This is a genomic window from Corynebacterium sp. TAE3-ERU30 (assembly GCF_019209925.1).
In the GTDB taxonomy this organism is placed as follows: Bacteria; Actinomycetota; Actinomycetes; order Mycobacteriales; family Mycobacteriaceae; genus Corynebacterium; species Corynebacterium megadyptis.
The window spans coordinates 78,457-97,993 of the sequence record NZ_JAHUTO010000002.1; the positions used below are offsets into that span (position 1 = coordinate 78,457).

The 19,537-nt window shown below is 62.9% G+C and carries 14 protein-coding genes; 2 read left to right on the top strand and 12 right to left on the bottom strand.

The annotated features are described in order from the left end of the window. Positions 1 to 31 precede the first annotated feature (31 nt). Complete coding sequence (locus tag KR227_RS03395) at positions 32 to 1,156, top strand: isochorismate synthase MenF (RefSeq protein WP_218363732.1); 1,125 nt, start codon at positions 32 to 34, stop codon at positions 1,154 to 1,156. 107 nt (positions 1,157 to 1,263) lie between these two features. Here KR227_RS03395 and KR227_RS03400 read toward each other — a convergent pair whose 3' ends face one another. The 12 genes from KR227_RS03400 to KR227_RS03455 form a co-directional block, all read right to left on the bottom strand. Next, the gene (locus KR227_RS03400) at positions 1,264 to 2,061 is read right to left on the bottom strand and encodes a fumarylacetoacetate hydrolase family protein (protein ID WP_218363733.1); all 798 of its coding nucleotides are present in this window, start codon (positions 2,059 to 2,061) and stop codon (positions 1,264 to 1,266) included. Positions 2,062 to 2,253: 192 nt separating this feature from the next. Beyond that, positions 2,254 to 2,895, bottom strand: a complete 642-nt coding sequence (locus KR227_RS03405) for an exonuclease domain-containing protein (protein WP_218363734.1) — start codon at positions 2,893 to 2,895, stop codon at positions 2,254 to 2,256. Further along, positions 2,895 to 4,823: a DUF294 nucleotidyltransferase-like domain-containing protein gene (locus KR227_RS03410; RefSeq protein WP_218363735.1), complete on the bottom strand. Its 1,929-nt coding sequence runs from the start codon at positions 4,821 to 4,823 to the stop codon at positions 2,895 to 2,897. Before KR227_RS03410 ends, KR227_RS03405 begins: the two co-directional genes overlap by 1 nt. Before the next feature lie 197 nt (positions 4,824 to 5,020). After that, positions 5,021 to 6,040 carry a 3-isopropylmalate dehydrogenase gene (locus KR227_RS03415; RefSeq protein WP_218364323.1) on the bottom strand — a complete coding sequence of 340 codons (1,020 nt, stop codon included), beginning with the start codon at positions 6,038 to 6,040 and terminating at the stop codon, positions 5,021 to 5,023. Positions 6,041 to 6,099: 59 nt separating this feature from the next. After that, positions 6,100 to 6,732: a hypothetical protein gene (locus KR227_RS03420; RefSeq protein ID WP_218363736.1), complete on the bottom strand. Its 633-nt coding sequence runs from the start codon at positions 6,730 to 6,732 to the stop codon at positions 6,100 to 6,102. A 154-nt stretch (positions 6,733 to 6,886) separates the two neighbouring features. Then, a complete protein-coding gene (serA, locus tag KR227_RS03425; RefSeq protein ID WP_218363737.1) occupies positions 6,887 to 8,482 on the bottom strand; it encodes a phosphoglycerate dehydrogenase in 1,596 nt (531 codons plus the stop codon). 212 nt (positions 8,483 to 8,694) lie between these two features. Further along, complete coding sequence (locus KR227_RS03430) at positions 8,695 to 10,368, bottom strand: cell wall-binding repeat-containing protein (protein ID WP_218363738.1); 1,674 nt, start codon at positions 10,366 to 10,368, stop codon at positions 8,695 to 8,697. A 215-nt stretch (positions 10,369 to 10,583) separates the two neighbouring features. Then, entirely contained in the window at positions 10,584 to 12,482 is a 1,899-nt protein-coding gene (locus KR227_RS03435) for a DUF262 domain-containing protein (protein ID WP_218363739.1), read from the bottom strand. Between the two features lie 67 nt (positions 12,483 to 12,549). After that, the gene (locus KR227_RS03440) at positions 12,550 to 13,569 is read right to left on the bottom strand and encodes a cation diffusion facilitator family transporter (RefSeq protein ID WP_218363740.1); all 1,020 of its coding nucleotides are present in this window, start codon (positions 13,567 to 13,569) and stop codon (positions 12,550 to 12,552) included. 112 nt (positions 13,570 to 13,681) lie between these two features. Beyond that, positions 13,682 to 14,695 carry a ketol-acid reductoisomerase gene (ilvC, locus tag KR227_RS03445; protein ID WP_218363741.1) on the bottom strand — a complete coding sequence of 338 codons (1,014 nt, stop codon included), beginning with the start codon at positions 14,693 to 14,695 and terminating at the stop codon, positions 13,682 to 13,684. 51 nt (positions 14,696 to 14,746) lie between these two features. Further along, entirely contained in the window at positions 14,747 to 15,295 is a 549-nt protein-coding gene (ilvN, locus tag KR227_RS03450) for an acetolactate synthase small subunit (protein ID WP_218363742.1), read from the bottom strand. A gap of 19 nt (positions 15,296 to 15,314) precedes the next feature. Beyond that, positions 15,315 to 17,261, bottom strand: coding sequence for an acetolactate synthase large subunit (locus KR227_RS03455; RefSeq protein ID WP_218363743.1), 1,947 nt, complete (start codon positions 17,259 to 17,261; stop codon positions 15,315 to 15,317). Between the two features lie 633 nt (positions 17,262 to 17,894). Here KR227_RS03455 and KR227_RS03460 point away from each other — a divergent pair. Beyond that, on the top strand, positions 17,895 to 19,532 hold the full coding sequence (locus KR227_RS03460; RefSeq protein ID WP_218363744.1) for a mechanosensitive ion channel family protein: 1,638 nt from the start codon (positions 17,895 to 17,897) through the stop codon (positions 19,530 to 19,532). Positions 19,533 to 19,537 lie beyond the last annotated feature (5 nt).

Sequence of the window (19,537 nt, forward strand, 5' to 3'; positions counted from 1 at the left end):
CCGTGGCCTGCATGAACTAGCATTACATGCCATGGCCCGATTCGCTCACCGTCCCTCTTCTGCACCGGATTTCCTGCTCTCTCGTGCCCATGGATCAGTGCGCACCCAAGGATCGCGCGCTACCTATAGCGACCCATGGGAAGCCGTGGCTGCGCTGCGTGAGGGGCGGGTGACGATGGTGGTCGGCGCTCTTCCTTTCTTGCGCGATGATCCCGCAGCACTGACCGTGCCCGAGCGGATCATTAGCGAACAAGGCCCCCTGGAGCCGCACGCGCACTATCGCATCGGCCCCGGTTCGCAGCTGCACTCCGAGCTTGTTGGCGTCGACCCCGAGGAGGATGAGCATCGGGCGCGGGTAGAGGCGGCCGTCGCCACCATCGCACGCACCCGTCTGGAAAAGGTGGTGCTTGCCCGCGCGGTGGACGTGCGCTTCGACCCACCGGCCGATCCGCTGTTGGTGGCAGCCAAGCTCATTGATCGCTCTCCCCACTGCGATGGCTTCATCGCCGACCTCTCCCCCGCTGGCGGCGACCACGCCCACACCATGTTGGTGGGCTCCTCCCCCGAGGTCTTGGTGCGCAAACATGGCACCACGATCAGCGCCTATCCACTGGCTGGTTCGGCGCCTCGCGGCGTCGATAAGCGCAGTGATGAGGAAAATGGGCAGCGGCTCTACAACAGCGCCAAGGACCTCGCCGAGCATGCCCATGTGGTGCAGCATTTGGAGCGCACCTTGCGGCCGCTGTGCGAGACGCTGAGCATTCCCGAGCGCCCCGAGCTGACCAAAACCGCCGAGATGTGGCACCTCGCCACCCCCATTACGGGCACGGTCAAGGAAGCAGAGATGACTGCGCTCGAGCTGGCCCTGCAGACACACCCCACCCCGGCGATTTGCGGCACCCCCACCGATGCCGCAGAGGCAATCATCACCGCCACCGAGACACCGCGCGGGTTCTATGCTGGCGCTGTGGGCTGGTCCAATCGGCGCGGGGACGGCGAGTACATGGTGGCGATCCGCTGCGCCGAAGTCGATGCCTATGGCACCCACGCCCGCACCTGGGCCGGCGGCGGGATCGTCGCCGATTCCGATCCGCAGGCCGAACTCGATGAAACCACCGCCAAGCTGCGGACCATTATGTCCGCGCTGGGGTTATAAGGGCGCGCGCGACATACGACAACCACCCGCCGCCGAGTGGGATCTCAGCAGCGGGTGGGCATAAGTGTGAGGCCGCGACGCGCGGCGGGCGCAGGGGCGCGGCCGGTTTAGGCGCGCTCGACGGGGTTGGCCAGACGGCCCAAGCCGGGGATCTCGATCTCGATGTGATCGCCGGGGAACATCTCCTCTGTTCCTGCCGGGGAGCCGGTGGAGATAACATCACCCGGCAGCAGCGTCATGGACGCGGTGATGAACTCCACGATCTCTCCCACGGACATGATCATCTGCGAGGAGTTAGAATCCTGCTTGGTCTCGGTGACACCGTTGTGCGTCAGGTGTGCCTTGATGGGCAGGTCCTCAAGATCGAGGGAATCAAGGTCGGTTTCGATCCACGGGCCCAGCGGGCAGAAGGTGTCAATACCCTTCGCGCGCGACCACTGGCCATCGGAGAACTGCAGATCGCGGGAAGAGACATCGTTGATGACGGTGTAGCCGAGGATCACGTCTTTCCAATTCTCGGCCTTGACGTTCTTGCACGGGCGACCGACGATGAGCGCCAGCTCGCCCTCGAACTCCACTCGGGTGGCGAAGTCGGGGATCTTGATGGCAGCGCCTGGGCCCACCACAGCTGTCGGCGGCTTCAAAAACAGCGTTGGGGGCAACGCATCCGCAGACTTCTTAAACACCTCCGCCACGTGGTCCGCGTAGTTGCGGCCGATCGCGCAAATCTTCGACGGCAGCATCGGTGCGAGCAACTTCACCTCGGCGATCGGCCAGCTACGGCCCGTGAATTCAGGCTTAGTGAAAGGAGTCTCTTTGATCTCCTTCGCTACCTGATCCTCACCTTCCCCCTCGATGACGGCGAAACACATTCCTTCTGGGTGGGCAATTCGTCCAAAACGCATGCCGACCATCTTAACCAGCCCGCGCTTCCACGCGCCGCTAATCGGGCATAAAACCTGCTACAGCACGGCGGCTCTCCCACCAGATGGGGTTAGTTTCCGCGCTGCTACTACGCATCAGAGCGGCTGATCCCCCATCGCGCTCGCGAGCAGGGAAAATCAGGGCCACCTAAGCGGCGCCACTCTGATGCGTAGTCACAACTGAATATCACGCAGGGTGGAGTACCCGAGGTGTGCCCTCATGGCTAGGTAGAGCTCGGCGCAGGCGATGGCGTCGATAAGCGCATTGTGATTGGGATAGCGCGGCAAGCTATAGCGGGCGCGCACCCGTGGCAGGCGAAGGTCCTCGCCGCGCGGATAGGTCGACATCTTTTCCATGTGGGTGCGTTCGAGTTGGAAGGTGTCGGCGGTGGGCACTTTCAGGGGCGCGCCGAATTCCTGTTCGCAGAGCGCGGAGAGGAAGCGCTGCTCGATCGGGGCGAAATGCACCAGCATGGTGGTGCCCGCGAGCCGGGGAAGAAACGCCTCCAAGGCCTCGCGGGGGCTTAAGCCGGTGGCGAGTTGGGTATCGGTGAGATGGTGCAGCGTCGCGGAGGTGCCCACCGAGCGGTCCTGTTTGATGAGCATATAGCCGGCCTCGCCGAGATGAATTCTGCGGCCACGCACCGGCACCCACCCGATCGAGAGCATGGCGTCCTTTTTCGGATTCAGGCCGGTGGTCTCGATATCGACGGCGAGCAGCTCCGCCTCGTCGAGGGGCGTGCGCGGGTCCTGAGCGGCGACGGCCTCGAACTCGGCGAGCGCGCCGGTGGCCTTCTTTTTTCCCCAGCCGAACATCAGATACTCCGCACGGGGTATTTGGTGCTCAGCGCTGATTGCATCGAGCGGATGATGGAAAAGGCATCGCGGAGGCCTTCGCGTTCGATGGTGCTGAGCTGTTTGGGGTCGATGTGGTAGTCCACGGCTTCTGGTGCGGCGCCACTACGCAGCTGCGCCGCCTGGTGGCGCTGCACCACGGTGTTAAGAAAATGGAAGCTATCGAGCAGATCAGCCCCGCCCTTGGCGGAGACCCACTTGCTGGCCATGGCATACTCCAGGCGCTCGGAGGTGCCGAGAGGCCGCATGCTGGTGTCGGTGGGCGCGGATAAGGCAAAGAGGCGGGCCATTTGCACGATCGTGGCCGTGCCGCCCTTTTTCACGTTGAGGGTATTGGCATAGTCGCCGCTGCGTTCCACCACGAGCCCGCGGAAGAACCCCAACGGGGCATCGCGCCGCGCCGCAAGCGCAGCCAAGTGAGCGTGCATCCTGCGCGCGCCGTGAGCCTGATCATTCGCGGATTCGATGACCTCCTCGGCAAGCGCCAGGGTGCCGGCGATACCGCGCATGTCGAAGAACACCTGCGTGTGCAGTACCGCCTCCGGCTCCGGAGCGGATACCCACGTGTGAAAGGTGTGCTTCCACTGGCTCACCGTCATGCGCCACTCGGGGTTGGAGGCCATCATCTCGCCGGGGCAAAGCACTTGGCCGGCGGCGGCAAGCCGGGTGCATACGCGCTCATAGAACGTGGCGAAATAGTCGCCATGCGCGCCGGGGTCGAAGTCATCGGCGAGGATAAGCGCATTGTCCTGATCGGAGGCGAAACCCATTTCGCGGCGCCCGTGCGAGCCGAGCACCACGAAGCAATAGTCCACAGGGGGCGGGCCCATCTCCTCTTCCGTGAGCGCGATCAGTCGCTGCGCCAGGGCATCGGCGGCGAGGGTGAGCAGGCCAGAGACCTCCGCTGGGTCGGCGCCGCGCTCGATGAAGCGGGCGGCCACTTCCTTCGCGGAGCTATAGACCTCTGCGAGCTCCGCATCGGTTTCGGCCCGCTCCATATCGGCGTGCACGAAGATCGGATCATTGCGCAGCAGGCGCATAATATCGCCCGAGGCGACGATGCCGACGAGGTTGTGATCATCGATCACCGGCAGGTGGTGGATGCGATATTGCGCCAGCAGCAGCATTGCCTCGAAACCGCGCATCGAACTGCTCACCGTCACCGGATCTGGGGTCATCACCGCAGAAATCGGCAGCGAGGAATCGATCGCCTCCGCCACCACTTTCTTGGTCATGTCCCTATCGGTGACGATGCCGAGCAGCCGCACCGTATCCTGTGCCGCATCGACGAGCACCCCCTCCTCCAACGCACTCTCCTCGCCCTCGACCACCAGCAGGCTGGACACACGCTGGGAGGCCATCCGCGCCGCCGCCTCCCTAATGGAGGTATCGGGCCTGCAGCAGGCGGGCCGGCGCACCATGCACTCGCCCACCGAGCTGCGCAGCGCATCGGAGGCCGACTCCTCCCGCATCTGGGAGGCCGTCGCCCGAATCCGCTGCGACTGCGAGGAGAAAAAGCGATGCACCTGTGGCTGGTTCTCGCAGAGCTGAAGAAATGCCTCGCGCGGCAGCCGCAACAGGAGGCTATCCTCCACCGCGACCATTGTGTACATCGACGGAGAATCATCCTCGAGCGTCGAATAGCCGAAGGAGCGCCCGGCGTCGCGGCGATCGAGCAGCAGCCCATCCTCGCCGAGCACGTCTACCGCGCCCGAACGAATGATATTGAGAAAGCTATTGGGCTGTCCCGCACTAAAAATGACCTCGCCGGCGCGGATATACTCCACCACCACATGCTGCGGCAGCTCACGCAGCGCGTCGGCCGAAAGGTGACTAAAAGGCTCATGCGCCGCTAAAAAATCGCGGATCTCTTCCAGTTCTACGTTCATGTCCCGTAGTGTAATTCACTTCACTTTTGAGACGACGTGTTTTAGACCAAAATGATCCGCGATTGTGACCTAGATCCCCACTGGGGCAACAGTGCTTATCGACGTCGCCCTCCTGCTACTACGCAGCAGAGCACCGACAGCAACGCCCCAGGCACCCCAGAGCCGCGCGAGACGAAGGCGGTCCGGGGAGCGCACGGCTAGCTCAAGCGAGAGACGATATCGTCTCCGACCGCCGTGGTGGAGATGGCGGCATCGACATCGCGTGCCGATAGATGATTCTGCACAGCCTCCTCGATGCGCTGGGCATTGGCCTCGTCATCCAGGTGACGCAGCAAGAGCGCCATCGAGAGAATGGCGGCCACCGGATCGGCCACACCGGTGCCGGCGATATCGGGGGCGGAGCCATGGACGGGCTCAAACATCGAGGGATTCGTGCCGCTGGCGTCGATATTTCCGGAGGCAGCCAGGCCAATGCCGCCGGTGATGGCGCCGGCCTCATCGGTGAGGATATCGCCGAAGAGGTTATCGGTGACAATCACATCGAAACGGGAAGGATCAGTGACTAGGTAAATCGTGGCGGCGTCGATATGGCAGTAGTCCACGGAGACCTCGGGATAGTCCTTGGCCACCTCATCGACGGTGCGCTGCCACAAGGAACCAGCGTGAACGAGCACATTGGTCTTGTGGACCAGCGTCAGCTTCTTGCGCCGCGATTGCGCTAGGTCGAAGGCATAACGCACCACGCGTTCGACACCGAAACGAGTATTCTGGCTCACCTCGCTGGCCACCTCGTGCGGAGTGTTCTCCCGCAGGGTGCCGCCATTACCGGCATAAAGTCCCTCGGTGCCCTCGCGCACGACCACGAAGTCCACATCACCAGGATCGCGCAGCGGCGAGGTGGTTCCCGGATAGATCTTGGAAGGACGCAGATTCACATGGTGATCAAGGGCGAAACGCATCTTCAGCAACAGGCCTCGCTCCAACACGCCCGGAGGAACTTCCCCTGGTGCACCGATAGCGCCGAGCACAATGGCGTCGTGGCGCTTCAGCTCTGCCAGATCGTCCTCGGTGAGTAGCTCGCCATTGCGGAGATAGCGGCGCGCCCCGAGATCAAAATCGGTCGTGGCAACGTCGTCACGCACTGCATGGAGCACCTTCAGCGCTTCGGCCGTGACCTCCGGCCCAATACCGTCGCCGCCGATGACTGCAAATTTCAACCCAGATTTCATAGAGTGATACACCTTTCCCATATAGTGAACAGCGCTAGTGTAGCACGTTAGCCCTGCCCCGCGAGCACATTAACTGTGCGCTGCAACTGCAGCACCGCCGCCACCGCGCTCCGCAACGCCGAGTCGAAACCAGCCTCATCGCAGCCGGCGACCTCCACCGCGGTGTGCACGGCACACCACCACCCCTGCTCCCCTTTCACCGGGAATGCCGCCGCATTATCCACCTTGCTGGTCGCGAAATTGCACACGTGCGCCAACTCGCCCGGTTCGCTGTCGACCTGCGAGATCGCGACCACCTGGAGGTGCCCGCCACGAGTCGCCCCAAAATCCACCGGTAGGCCATCGATAGCAAACTCAATGCGTCCAGTCTCAGCAGAGGGCTGCACCTCACTGACCCCATGGGCCTTAAACCACGCAGCCAAGGACTGCATCACCGCTGCACGGGCGGCATCATCGGGATCTTCCGCCGCAAGGTTCGGGGCGGGCTCAGCAGAGTCCGCGGCGGAGATCATCCCGCAGGCCGCCACAGCCCGCTCCCGATACGCCGAATCCGAGATGCTACTACGCAGTAGAACCGTGCCGCTTTCTGCATCAGCGACAAGTTGGGCGCCGGGATTGGCGGAATTATAGGCCGCAACTGCAAGAAGAGCGCGGGGATAGTCGTCGACGGTGAAGCTCATAGGCAAAGTCTCAGAGTGCATAACTCTGTAGCGTAGTAGCACCAAAAAATAACCCGCGTGACTACCCGAGTATCGCTACTCGGAAGCCACGCGGGCAGCAGCTACCCCGCCGCCCCACCGCAGCGAGCACGCGGCGGCGAGGGGTGCGACGTGATTAGTCCAGGCAGAGCTGGAAGACGAGGGAGGCGTCGAGCTTCTCGCCGATGGTCTCCACGACCTCTTCGGGAATTTCCTGATCGATGCGCAGGATCAGGGTGGCGCCGGAGCCGGTGGCGTCCTGAGACAGCGCGGCGGCGTTGATATTGACCCCGCACTCGCCGAGCACGGAGCCGACGATGCCCACCGCGCCCGGGGCGTCGGTGTACTGCAGGAAGAGGTTGTGTCCTTCGGCGCGCAGATCGAGGCCGCGACCGTTGATGCGCACCACCTTCTCCACGCTATTCAGGCCGGTGAGGGCGCCGAAGACCTCGACAGCGCTGCCGTCGCTGGCGATCACCTTCACTCCGAGAACGGAGCGGTGGGTCTGGGCCTCGGTGGCGGTAGAGACATCCAGCTCCACGCCACGGGACTCGGCGATCTGCGGGGCGTTGACGAAGGTAACGGGCTGATCGACGGTCGTGGCGAATACGCCGCGCAGCGCCGACAGGCCCAGCGCCTCGATGTTCTCGGAGGACAGCTCGCCGCGGCCTTGTACCTCGACGCGCACGGCAGCGCCGTCGAGCAGATGCACCGCCACGAGTCCCAGCTTGCGGGCCAGCTCCAGCCATAGGGCCACTTCCTCGCCCACGGCGCCGCCGGAGACGTTGACCGCATCGGGAACGAACTCGCCGGCCAAGGCCTTGAGTACGGAGTCGGCCACATCGGTACCGGCACGGTCCTGGGCCTCAACAGTGGAGGCGCCCAAGTGCGGGGTGACGACTACCTCGGGGCAGGCGAAAAGTGGGGAGTCCGTGCAGGGCTCGGTGGCGTAGACGTCGAAACCGGCGCCGCGGATGGTGCCGGCCTGGATGGCGTCGACAAGCGCCTGCTCATCGACGAGACCACCGCGCGCGGCATTGATGATGATCTGCCCCTTCTTGGCCTTGGCCAGCAGCTCGGCATCAAACATGCCGGCGGTTTCCGGGGTTTTGGGCAGGTGAATCGTGACAAAGTCGGAGCGCTGCATGAGCTCCTCGAGTTCCACAAGCTCCACACCCAGCTGGCCAGCGCGGGCCGGATTGGCGTAGGGATCGTAGGCGATGATGTCGGTTTCGAAGGCGCGCAGGCGTTGAGCGAAGAGCTGACCGATATGGCCGAAACCGACGATACCCACCGTTTTCCCGTAGATTTCCACGCCCTTAAAGGAGGAGCGCTTCCACTCGCCCTCGCGCAGGGTGGCGTCGGCGGCGGGGATCTGGCGCGCGGTCGAGAGCAGCAGCGAGATGGCGTGCTCGCAGGCGGAGTGGATATTGGAGGTGGGGGCGTTGGCCACCATCACTCCCTGCTCGGTCGCGGCATCGATGTCCACGTTGTCCAGGCCCACGCCGGCACGGCCGACGATCTTCAGCTTCGGCGCCGCATCGAGCACCTCCTTGTCCACGGTGGTGGCAGAGCGCACCAGCAGCGCATCGGCGTCCGCGACCGCAGCGAGCAGTTCGGGGCGGTTGGGACCGTCAACCCACCGCACTTCCACGGCATCTCCGAGCGCATCGACGGTGGACTGGGCGAGCTTATCTGCGATGAGAACGACTGGACGGGTTGTCTCGGTCACGAGGAATCTCCTGGGGATATGGGGTGTTGGGCGGCTTCCGGCTGATGCGTGACGACGCCGCCACGCCTTCATAGAAAGTCTGATATTCCAGACTTGCGGTGAGGCCAGAAACAGGCCCACCCTCTGCTGCGTAGTACAGCGTGGGTGGGGCCTTTTAAATCTTAATGGCTAGGAGACCGATCCTTGCTGAATCGGCCTCAATTGGGGGGATTCTATTGATAGGACACAAACCACGGACGCGGCTCGATGTCCATCGTCTGCTCCGGAGTGAAGGTGGGAGAATCCTCGTCGTAGAAGTTCTTCCACGCCAAGAAGATGCGCGGGTCGAGACCTTCCTTGAGCACCTCCCAGGTTTGGAACTTCAGATCCGGGGTGCCGTGACCATCGGCGTGCAGCACGATGGCCAGCTCGGGGTAGTCCACATTCAGCTGCTCGCGGTTGCGGATCATCTGCAGCTGGAACTGGTGCAGCACCAAGGGCTTCTGCGGCAGGTTATTCTCCTCGACCAGCTTGGCGAGCCAATCGGAGACCTCGTTCACCTCGGCAGCGTCCACATGGCCCACATTCTGCAGGGGCAGATCATTCGGCCCGAGCTTCCACTCCGGATCGAGCGCCAAGCCCACATTGGGGCGCCTGAGCAGCTCTTCGTAGAGCTTGGCTTGGTCGAGCAGACGCGCCCGGCCGGGCTGTAGATCGAGCACCGCATAGCCGCCGACCTCGGTGATGGCATCGAGATAGTCAAGCAACTCCTCGGTGGTGGCCTCGTTGGAATAGTCATTATCATCACCCGGATCCGAGGAGGCCACGGTGGCCATCATCTCGAAGGCGGGGATGACCGGATCGTCCACATACTGCTGGTACTGCTCGGCGATGTTTACCACACGCTCCGCAGCGGAGGCAGAATCCTGCTCACCCATCGCCCCCAAGGCAGGACCAGTGTGGTGGCCGTAGAGGGCAACCACGTGGCGGCCTGGGAAGACGAGCTGGCCGCCACCGGGCTGCTCCTCGGTGACCTCTTGGCTGAGCACAATGCGCTTCTTCAGGTTCTCCTTGGAACCAAAGAGACGACCCAAGGCGATCACCGGCTTGTCTTCCATTCCGGCCACAGCCTTGATGCCCTCTTCCGAGGCGCGTGGATCCGGCCACGGCAGAGCAATGAGGTCAGCACCCCACGCCTTGGCGGTGGCAGTTGCCGGGATACCGCTCATCGGGGAGGTCAGCACCACCGGAGAGTTGCCGTCGTCAAGCGCGGACTGGGCTGGGAAATTCTCCTGCTCCTTGGCCTTGCCCTCGGCCGGGGTGGAATAGCCCTCCGGAACCAGCAGGGTGGGCTTCTTGGGATCCAGATTCACAATGTCCGTGATGGCCTGTCCGGTACTTTCGGTGGTCTTCTCAGTGAAGCTCTGCGAGGTGGCGGCCTCCAAGGATGCGATGGTGCCTTCATCCTTGATGAAGGTGATATCGGCATCGTCAGTTGCCTCAGCCGCGGCGAAGTCCGTATCGCCGACCAGCAGCACCTTGGTGGCCTTGAGACGCTTGAGCTCCTCGAGGATCGCGGCGCGGTTATCGGGAGTATTCATCAGCATCGGGGCGTGGGCCACAGCCGCGATCGATGCGCCGCGCAGCTGCGAGGCCTTAGCCATCCCAGTGACCACCGCTGTCTCGGAGTGGTCATAGAAGAGCTTGGAGGCGTCAATGCCGGAGAAATCGTTATCGCCTACCACGAAAGGGGCCTCGCCGAAACGGGGGTCCACGTCGCGGGCTGCCGCTGCATTCGACGCCGCCGGTTTATTATCGGCGCCGCCATTGTTATTAGAGCACGCCACTCCCACGCTGGAGAGCATGAGCACACTCGCGGCGATCGCGATAGCCTTGTTCTTCTTCACTAAATAATCCTCTCGCCCTGACGGGTTCGATTGCTGGTTTGCCTAGGTCTTTAAACATATCTACCTACCCAGAGGACGCGGTCTCGGCTGCGTGCTAGCGGACACTACGCAGCAGCCCAGCGATACCCGGCGCGCCACCGTGCCGAGGTCACGTGCGCGCACCACGAAACGCGCACCTACAGGGCAGTATCGACAGCTTAGCCTAGCGCATCTTATTATTCTCCCGTGCTTTCTTCGGGACACTGGAAGGCATCGGGACCCTCGTGGCCGCCACGCAGATCGTTTTCATCCACGTCGTGAATCGCCTCATTGCCCATCGCCTCTTCGATGGCCTGCACCACTTGACGGCGGCGATCGGAGAAGAATTCCTCTGCCTTGGCCGCGTGCAAGTACTCGGGGCGGAGCATGGAGGTGGCGAGTACCGCGTCGAACTCGGCATCTTCCATGATGGACTTCGACTGCACGCGCGGCAGGTAGCGCGAGGGCGGGGTTCCCGAAATCACCACCTGGGTGCGCCGACCCATCGGGGCACGGTTGAGCACCGAGTTATACAGCACTGGGTCCACACCCTGCTCGGCGCACCATCGCGGCGGGAAGATGTAGTGGAATCCGGCGTCGAGATCCTCGATATTTTCGCCGGTAAATTCCAGCCCGGTTCGCCAGTCCTTGGCCCCGCGACCCATCATGAGCGCGAAGATTCCCTTATAGGCAGTGGAATCGGCGTCGATGCTGAGCAGACGCGACTCGGCGAAGCGCGCCTTCGCCACGCTCGCGGGCAGCTCCACATCCGCGGCAGCGCCAGACTCCCCCGCTGTACCAGACTCCCCTGCTGTACCAGACTCCCCTGCTGCACCGGACCGCTCGGCGCGGGCGGCGGCGAGCACCCAGCGCGGCACTTCGTTGACGTCTCGGGCGGCTCGGTTGGCCACTGCGGCGGTGCCGTAGAGCTCGCCCATAATCACGCACCAGAACCACCTGTAGAGCCGGTCCCACGCTGCGCGGGACTGCCATACTTCCGGCTCCTCCTCCAGGATCGCAAGGATGACGGCCAGCGCCACCAGCTGGGAGGTATAGGGCACTTGCTCGCGGGTGAAGATGCGGCGGTCGCGGAGGAATTTCGCGGTGTGCGCGAAGGCCACTCGCATTGCCTCGGCGGCGGGCTTGTACTCCTCGAGGGTGAGCTGCAGAATATCCTCGCGCTGCCCCGAGGCGCGGCCACGCCGGTAGGTCACCAGCAGTGTCACGGCCTTGAGGAAGTCGGTGGTGCCGACATCGCCGAGCACCTCGAAATTGGAGAGCACATCCTTGGTCTTTTTCCAATCGTCTCCCAGCTTGTACTCGCTGTCCTCGGTGGCAAAGACCGAGGTGAGTAGGTCGAAGACGCCCATGCGTAGTCCGCCGGAGTTGGCGTGGGCGAAAATGGAGCCGATGCCGCCGGTGTGGGTATCGCGATCCAGCCGGATCATCGGCACGCTATAGCGAGACAGCGGGCGCACGACGCGGTTCATGATGGTTTTCATGCGTTCGCGCGTATCGGCGTCGCCTCGGGCGGCGAGATCGAAGAGCATGTTGGCGCCCTTGTCATTCAATAGGTCAGCAATGGGAATGACCTCATTGCTCAGCTCCGCCTCATGATCGCTGACCCCGCCGTCGATAAAGGGCCCGAAATGCGTGTGCACGATGCCGTGTTCATCCACGGAAAACACAGCTTCATCGGGCAGGATATCGCCTTCGAGCGCCTTGTTAATGTCCAGATAGAACTTGCGACGCACCCGCTTGCGGCGAAAGTCCACGGTGTCGATATAGCCATCGCCGCTCAAGGTATGAAACAGCGTGGTGAGCCGCTGCTGGCCGTCGAGAAGCAACCAACCCGGATCGGAGCCTTCATTCGGCGCCCCCTGCAGCGGCCGCGGTTTGAAGCGCACCGGCTCGCCGCGCACATCCAGAGTCATCAGCGTGCCGATCGGATAGCCGCGGAGCACCGTCAGGATGAGGGCGCGTACTCGATCCACATCCCAGCGGAAGGTGCGCTGAAAATCCGGTAGCTGCAGATCACCCCGATTGATGCGGGCAAACAGGTCAGTCAAAACATAGCTTGGCGTACTAAAACCCATACCCTTAAACCTAGCGCTTCATTCCAGCCGCGTCGCGATAGCGCTTATCGACGCCGCCCCGCGCCACTTACTCGCCTTGGCATTGTACTTCCTCATGCCCTGCGTGCTTCTCGGATTCAATCTGAATGGTGGCGTGCCCCAGGCCCATCTCCTTCAACGCGGCCGTGGCGGTATCGAGTACTACGCAGTGGTCCGAGGCGTCCAACGTATTGTCGACCACAAGGTGGCAGGAGCACAGATGCGTAGTGCCATCGAGGCTCCAGATGTGAATGTCGTGTACCTGGTTGACCGCATCGATCTCGATGAGCCGCTGCTGCACCCGATCGACGGTCACCCCGGCTGGGGCGTGCTCGAGAAGCACCTGGCAGGCATCCAGCACCAGCCGCAGGGAGCGCGGCAGAATCATCGCGGCGATAATAACGCTCGCAATGGTGTCGGCGGCCACGAAGCCGGTGTAGCGAATAATCAACCCGGCGATAATCACCGCCACCGAGCCCAATAGGTCGGTGAGCACGTGCAGATAGGCCCCGCGCAGGTTCATGCTGTCGTGCTGTCGCCGCACCAAGACCACCGCCGCGATGGTATTCACGGCCAGGCCGATCACGGCGACGATGAGCATCATGCCGGTGTCCACGGTGTGGTGGTGGCCGAAACGCCCGATCGCCTCAATGAAGATATAGATCGCAATCACAGTGACGGTGAGGGCATTGAAAAGCGCGGCGAAGACCTCCATGCGCTTATAGCCAAAGGTCGCGCTGGCGGAGTGCGCGGAGCGCCCCACCACCATCGCGATCAGGGCGATAAACAGTCCCGCCGAATCCGAGAGCATATGCGCCGCATCGGAGAGCAAGGCCAAGGATCCAGAAATGAGGCCGACGATGAGCTCGGCGAAGAAGACCGTAGCTGTCAGGCCGATAACGACAAGCAGCGCCCGCAGCGAGTCGGTGGGCACATGCGCATGCGCATGGTCGTGACCATGGGCATGGTCGTGACCATGATCGTGGTCGTGACCGTGGCCGGAGTCATGCGCGGAGTCGTGGGCATGCTCCTCGTGGGAGTCGTGGGAATGAGGGGAGGAGGTAGTCATACCTGATAGCCTATCCCCTATTTTCATTAATTGCCAGTATTGAAAATATTATGGTTAGCCTATACGTGCAAAAGCCCCACCAGATGGTGGGGCTAATGGCCATTTGGGGCTACTACGCAGTGGCGTCCAGCGGGTTCTTCACCCAGGACATCATGTCGCGCAACTTCGCACCGGTCTTCTCGATCGGGTGGTTGGCGATCTGCTCGCGGTAGTCCTTCATCTTCGGCTGGCCGGCCTCAACGTCGGCAACCATGTCGCGCACGAACTTGCCCGACTGAATATCAGCGAGCACCTCTTCCATGCGCTTCTTGGCCTCGGCGTCGATGATGCGCGGGCCGGCAACGTAGCCGCCGAGCTCAGCGGTCTCGGAGATGGAGTAGTTCATGTTCTCCAGGCCGCCCTCCCAGATGAGGTCCACGATGAGCTTCATCTCGTGCAGCACCTCGAAGTAGGCCATCTCGGGGGCGTAGCCGGCCTCGGTGAGCACCTCGAAGCCGGTCATCATCAGCGACTCGAGGCCACCGCAGAGCACGGCCTGCTCGCCGAAGAGGTCGGTCTCGGTCTCCTCACGGAAGGAGGTGACGATCACGCCGGCGCGGGCGCCACCGATAGCGGCAGCATAGGACAGCGTGAGGTCCTGGGTGTTGCCGGAGGGATCCTGGTCGACGGCGATCAGGCAGGGCACGCCCTTGCCGTCGACGAACTGGCGACGAACCAAGTGACCGGGCCCCTTGGGGGCCACCATGCCCACGGCGATGTCCTCGGCGGGGGTGATCAGGTCGAAGTGGATGTTCAGGCCGTGACCGAAGAGCAGCACATCGCCGGACTTCAGGTGCGGCTCGATCTGCTCGGTGAAGATCGTTGCCTGGGAGGTATCCGGGGCCAGGATCATGATGACATCTGCCCACTCGGACACCTCGGCGACGGATCCCACCTCGAAGCCAGCCTCTTCGGCCTTGGCGGCGGACTTGGAGCCCTCGCGCAGACCGATCTTGACCTCGACACCAGAGTCGCGCAGACACTGAGCGTGAGCGTGGCCCTGGGAGCCATAGCCCACAACCGCAACCTTGCGGCCCTGGATGATGGACAGGTCGGCATCGGCGTCGTAGAACACTTCAATAGCCATGTTGGAGAGATCAACCTTTCATTGATGGAAATGCTAGGGGTAGCGTATCACTTACTGGGACTCGAAGTCCACTATTTGAGACGCCTTCTTGTGGTTGGGTGTGAGAATACGAGGACCACGGTGCATCGCGATCTGGCCGGACTTGGCCATCTCCCGAATACCGAAGGGCTCGAGCACCTCGAGCAGCGCGTCCAATTTATCGGGCGCGCCGGTGGCCTCGATCACCATGGAATCGGGAGAGACGTCCACGACGCGGGCGCGGAAGAGATTCGCCGCATCCACCACGAGCGGGCGGTTGGCGGCATCGGCGTTCACCTTCACCATGAGCAACGCCCGCGCGATGGTCTTCTCCGGCTCGAGGCGCACCACCTTGAGGACGTGGATCAGCTTGTTCAGCTGCTTGGTGATCTGCTCGATCGAGTCATCGTCGGTGTGGACCACGATGGTGATGCGATTGACGCCGCGTGTTTCGGTGCGCGCCGAGGTGATCGCGCTCATGGTGTACGCCCGGCGGCTGAATAGCCCAGCAACGCGGGAGATGATGCCGTCGACATCCTGAACGAGCACGCTGAGAGTGTGACGATGGATTTCTTCAGACATTGATTCTTATCCTTCTCTCTTAGCCGCGCGATGCGGAGTCGGTGTCGGCAGCAGCCGCTGCGGTGTTCTCTGCGTAGTCGCTCTCCGCCCGCGAGGCGTGCGCCGCGTAGCCGGAGGCATTGCCATCGGAATAGTCCGAGGCGGACGCGGCCGAGGACTCTTCGTCGAAAAGCGGACGCAGATCACGGGCGTATTGGATATCCGTGTTCGAGGCGCCGGCCGAGACCATCGGCCACACCTGGGCGTCCTGGCCCACGATGAAGTCGATGAGCACGGGCCGGTCGTTGATCTCGCGCGCCTTGTTAATGGTGGGCACGATGTCCTCTTCCTTGGTCACGCGGAAGGCGACACAGCCGAGCCCCTCGGCGAGGGCGACGAAGTCCGGCACATACTCGCCCTGCTCACGCAGCTTGGTGTTGGAGTAGCGACTCTCATAGAACAGTGTCTGCCACTGACGCACCATGCCGAGATTGCCGTTATTGATCACCGCCACCTTGATGGGCATGTTCTCAATCGCGGAGGTGGTGAGCTCTTGGTTGGTCATCTGGAAGCACCCATCGCCATCGATGGCCCATACTTCCTTATCGGGGCAGCCCGCCTTGGCGCCGAGGGCGGCCGGCACGGAATAGCCCATGGTGCCCAATCCGCCGGAGTTCAACCACGTGCGCGGATGCTCGAAGTCAATGAATTGCGCCGACCACATCTGGTGCTGGCCCACGCCGGCACAGTAGATAGCGTCCGGGCCGACTGTTTTAGAGAGCTCGCGGATCACGTGCTGCGGGGTGAGCAGGCCATCATCCACATCGTCCCAGCCGCGCGGGAAGCGCTCCTTGAGCGAGTTGAGATAGCTGTGCCACGCGCTGAGGTCCTGGGTGTCAACGGACTCGGAGTCGAAGGCGCGGTTGAAGGCGCTCAGCACCTCGCGGGCGTCGCCGACGATCGGCACATCAGCCACCCGGATCTTGCCGATCTCGGCTGGGTCGATATCAGCGTGAATCACCTTGGCCTCGGGGGCGAAAGAATCAACATCGCCGGTGACGCGGTCATCGAAGCGCGCGCCAATGGTGATGAGCAGATCCGCGCGTTGGATCGCACCCACCGCCGAGACGGTGCCGTGCATGCCCGGCATGCCCATATTCAGTTCATGATGAGAGGGCACAGTGCCCAAGGCCATGAGCGTAGTGGCCACCGGAATACCGGTTTTATCGATGAATTCCTGCAACTCCGCAGAGGCATTGGCCTTGATGATGCCGCCGCCAGCGTAGATCACCGGTTTGGAGGCTTGGGAGATGAGCTTGACGGCCTCATCGATCTGCCGGCTGTGCGGCGTGACCGTCGGGCGATAGCCGGGGATCTTGATCTTCGGCGGCCACTCGAAGGTCATCTCCGCGTTTTGCACATCCTTGGGAATGTCCAGCAGCACCGGCCCGGGGCGTCCCGTGGTGGCGATGTGATAGGCCTCGGCGAAGGCCCGCGGGATGTCATTGGGGTCGGTGATCATGTAGTTGTGCTTGGTCACCGGCATGGTGATACCGCGGATATCCGCCTCTTGGAAGGCATCCGTGCCCAGCAGGGAATGCCCCACCTGGCCGGTAATGGCCAGCATCGGAACGGAATCCAGCATGGCATCGGCGATCGGGGTGACCAAGTTAGTCGCGCCCGGACCAGAGGTGGCGACGCACACCCCGATACGGCCGGTGGCCTGGGCATAGCCGGTGGCAGCATGGCCCGCGCCCTGCTCGTGGCGTACGAGTACGTGGCGCACCTTGGTGGAGGAATAGAGGGGATCATACAGCGGCAGGACGGCGCCGCCGGGAATACCGAAAATGGTATCGATCCCGATGAGTTCCAAGGTCGTTACGATTGCCTGCGCACCAGTCATGCGCTGACCATTCACGGCATCCGCCTGTGAGGTCTGGCTGTGGTGCGCTGCAGCCTGCGATGAGGGCTGTTGCTTCTCGGCCACGGTGGATTGGCTCCTTGTTCGTTGCTGTCACTTGCTATGTACTACGCAGCAGAGTTGTCCCACCAGCACACCGAAAGATAGAGGCGCGGGTGGGCATATCCTGCCGGCGGGGAGTGAAACATCAGCTGTGTAATTATGTCGTAGCACTCAGCGGCGCCTCGGGGGGTGATGGAGGGACACAGACCGCTGATAAACCAAAACCCTCGGCGGGAACTCGTCTGGTGTTCGAGTCCGTCGAGGGCGCGTGCTATATGGGACGACTAGTACCGACCGCTACGGCGCGCGCCGCTCGGTAATTACGAGTACAAGTCGAATGTTGGTCATGCGGCAATAATACACAGCAGCCCTCGGAACTCACACACAATTCACAGAAACTACCCCCATCAGACGGCAGCGCGGCCGAAGCGGTCCGGCCACGGCCGACGCGCCACTCCCCCAGCGCGGCCGCATGCTGCGGCGATAGCGGGCGCTCTGCCGGCAACCGCGGACAGCGCCAGCACCACGGTGGCGGCGGAACTAAAAAATGCGGCTGAGAGTTAGATGAGAGCAGGTCAGGGTGGCTGCGGGTGGGCGTCGATAAGCGCTAATAACTCGTTGGCCACACCGCGGGAAACGACTATTTTAGAAACCACCATGCTCACTCAAGCTCAGTACATCTTCTATCAAACGCTCGACTGGATCGTCAGCCAAGGTCTCACCCTTATCCTCCTCATTCTTTTGGGACTACTCGTGCCCCGAGTCGGCAGGCTCATCAACCGCTACGTGCAATCCAAATGGGAGGACTCCGAGGAAGACCGCAAGGCCAGTCTCGCGCTCGTCGGCGCGGCCGTCTATATCGGCCAAGGTATCGCCTACTTCCTCCTCATCCTCGTCTTCTTCAAGACCCTAGGTCTCTCGCTCGTGGGTGCCGCTGTGCCGGCGACCGTCATTTCTGCTGCCCTCGGTTTTGGCGCCCAAGCCCTCATTGGCGACTTCCTCGCGGGCTTTTTCATCATCACCGAGAAGCAATATGGTGTCGGCGACTGGGTGCAATTCGAAGGCAATGGCATCAGCGTCGAAGGCGACGTCATGCAGATCACCATGCGCGCCACCAAGATCCGCACCCTCAACGGCGAAAACGTCACCGTCCCGAACGGTACAGCCCGCGTGTGCATCAACTATTCCAACTACTGGGCCCGGGCTGTCGCCGTCCTTCCGGTGCCGCTACTGGGATCCGACTCTGTGGAATCTGCCATCAGCCGCTCCACCAGCGCCGCCGAGCGCGCCCTCAATGACCCAGTAGTCAAGCGCGATATCATCGGCGAACTCGAAGTCCATCCCGCCGTCGATGTCGTTCCGCCCACCATCGTCGGCATGCCGTGGATGATGACCATGCGCTTTATCGTCCAGGTCAATCCCGCCCGCCAATGGGCCGTCGAACGCGCCATCCGCACCGAAGTACTCAAGGAATTCTGGGACGAATACGGCTCCGCCACCACCGTCGATGGCATGCGCGTCGCGGAGCTGCGCGACGCCACCACACGTCCCCTCGAAACACCACACTCCCTCGCAGCCCGTTCTTCGCTTGACGACGCCGCCCGCGCCGATAATAAACCTGCCGAGGATGCGGCACGCGCCGCTGGCGGGGCTGGCGCTGCTGCTGGTGCTGGTGGCGCTGCGGGCGTGGCTGCTGCTGGTGCGGCGGGCGCTGGTGCGGGCGTGGCTGCTGCTGGCGCTGCGGACGCAGCGACGCCCGACGAGGAACCGACTCAGCAGGCTGCCGCCCTGGCCGATGAACGCACCCGCAGCTTCCCTGCCACCGATGCGCCGGTGATAGAGGAGCCTGGCGTCGATAAGCGCGATGCCGAAGAAGACCAGGGCCCCACGCACATCTTCCGCACGGACGTCTACGAGCAGCGCTGGAAGCAGGCACTCTCGCTCGGCGGACGGACGCGCGTGTCCACCACGCTGATGATGATCGCGGCACTGATCTTGCTGATCACCAAGCTATTGACGGTGCAGCCAGCCGAGGACTGGCGGGCCACGACCCGCTTCGTCGACCCGACCACCTCCAGCAGCCAGCCCTCCACCCCAGCCTCAACCACGCCATCGCCCGCGACGAGCGAGCCAAATCGGACACCCGAGCCCAGCGCCACCAACCCGGCCCCCACCAGAAACTCGCCCGCCCCTAGCAGCTCGCCTGCTCCAAGCACCTCGCCCCGAGAGCCAGAGCAGTCCGAACCGGAGAACTCGGAGGCTAATAATCCCAGCGAGACGACGGACGTAGAATAGGCAGC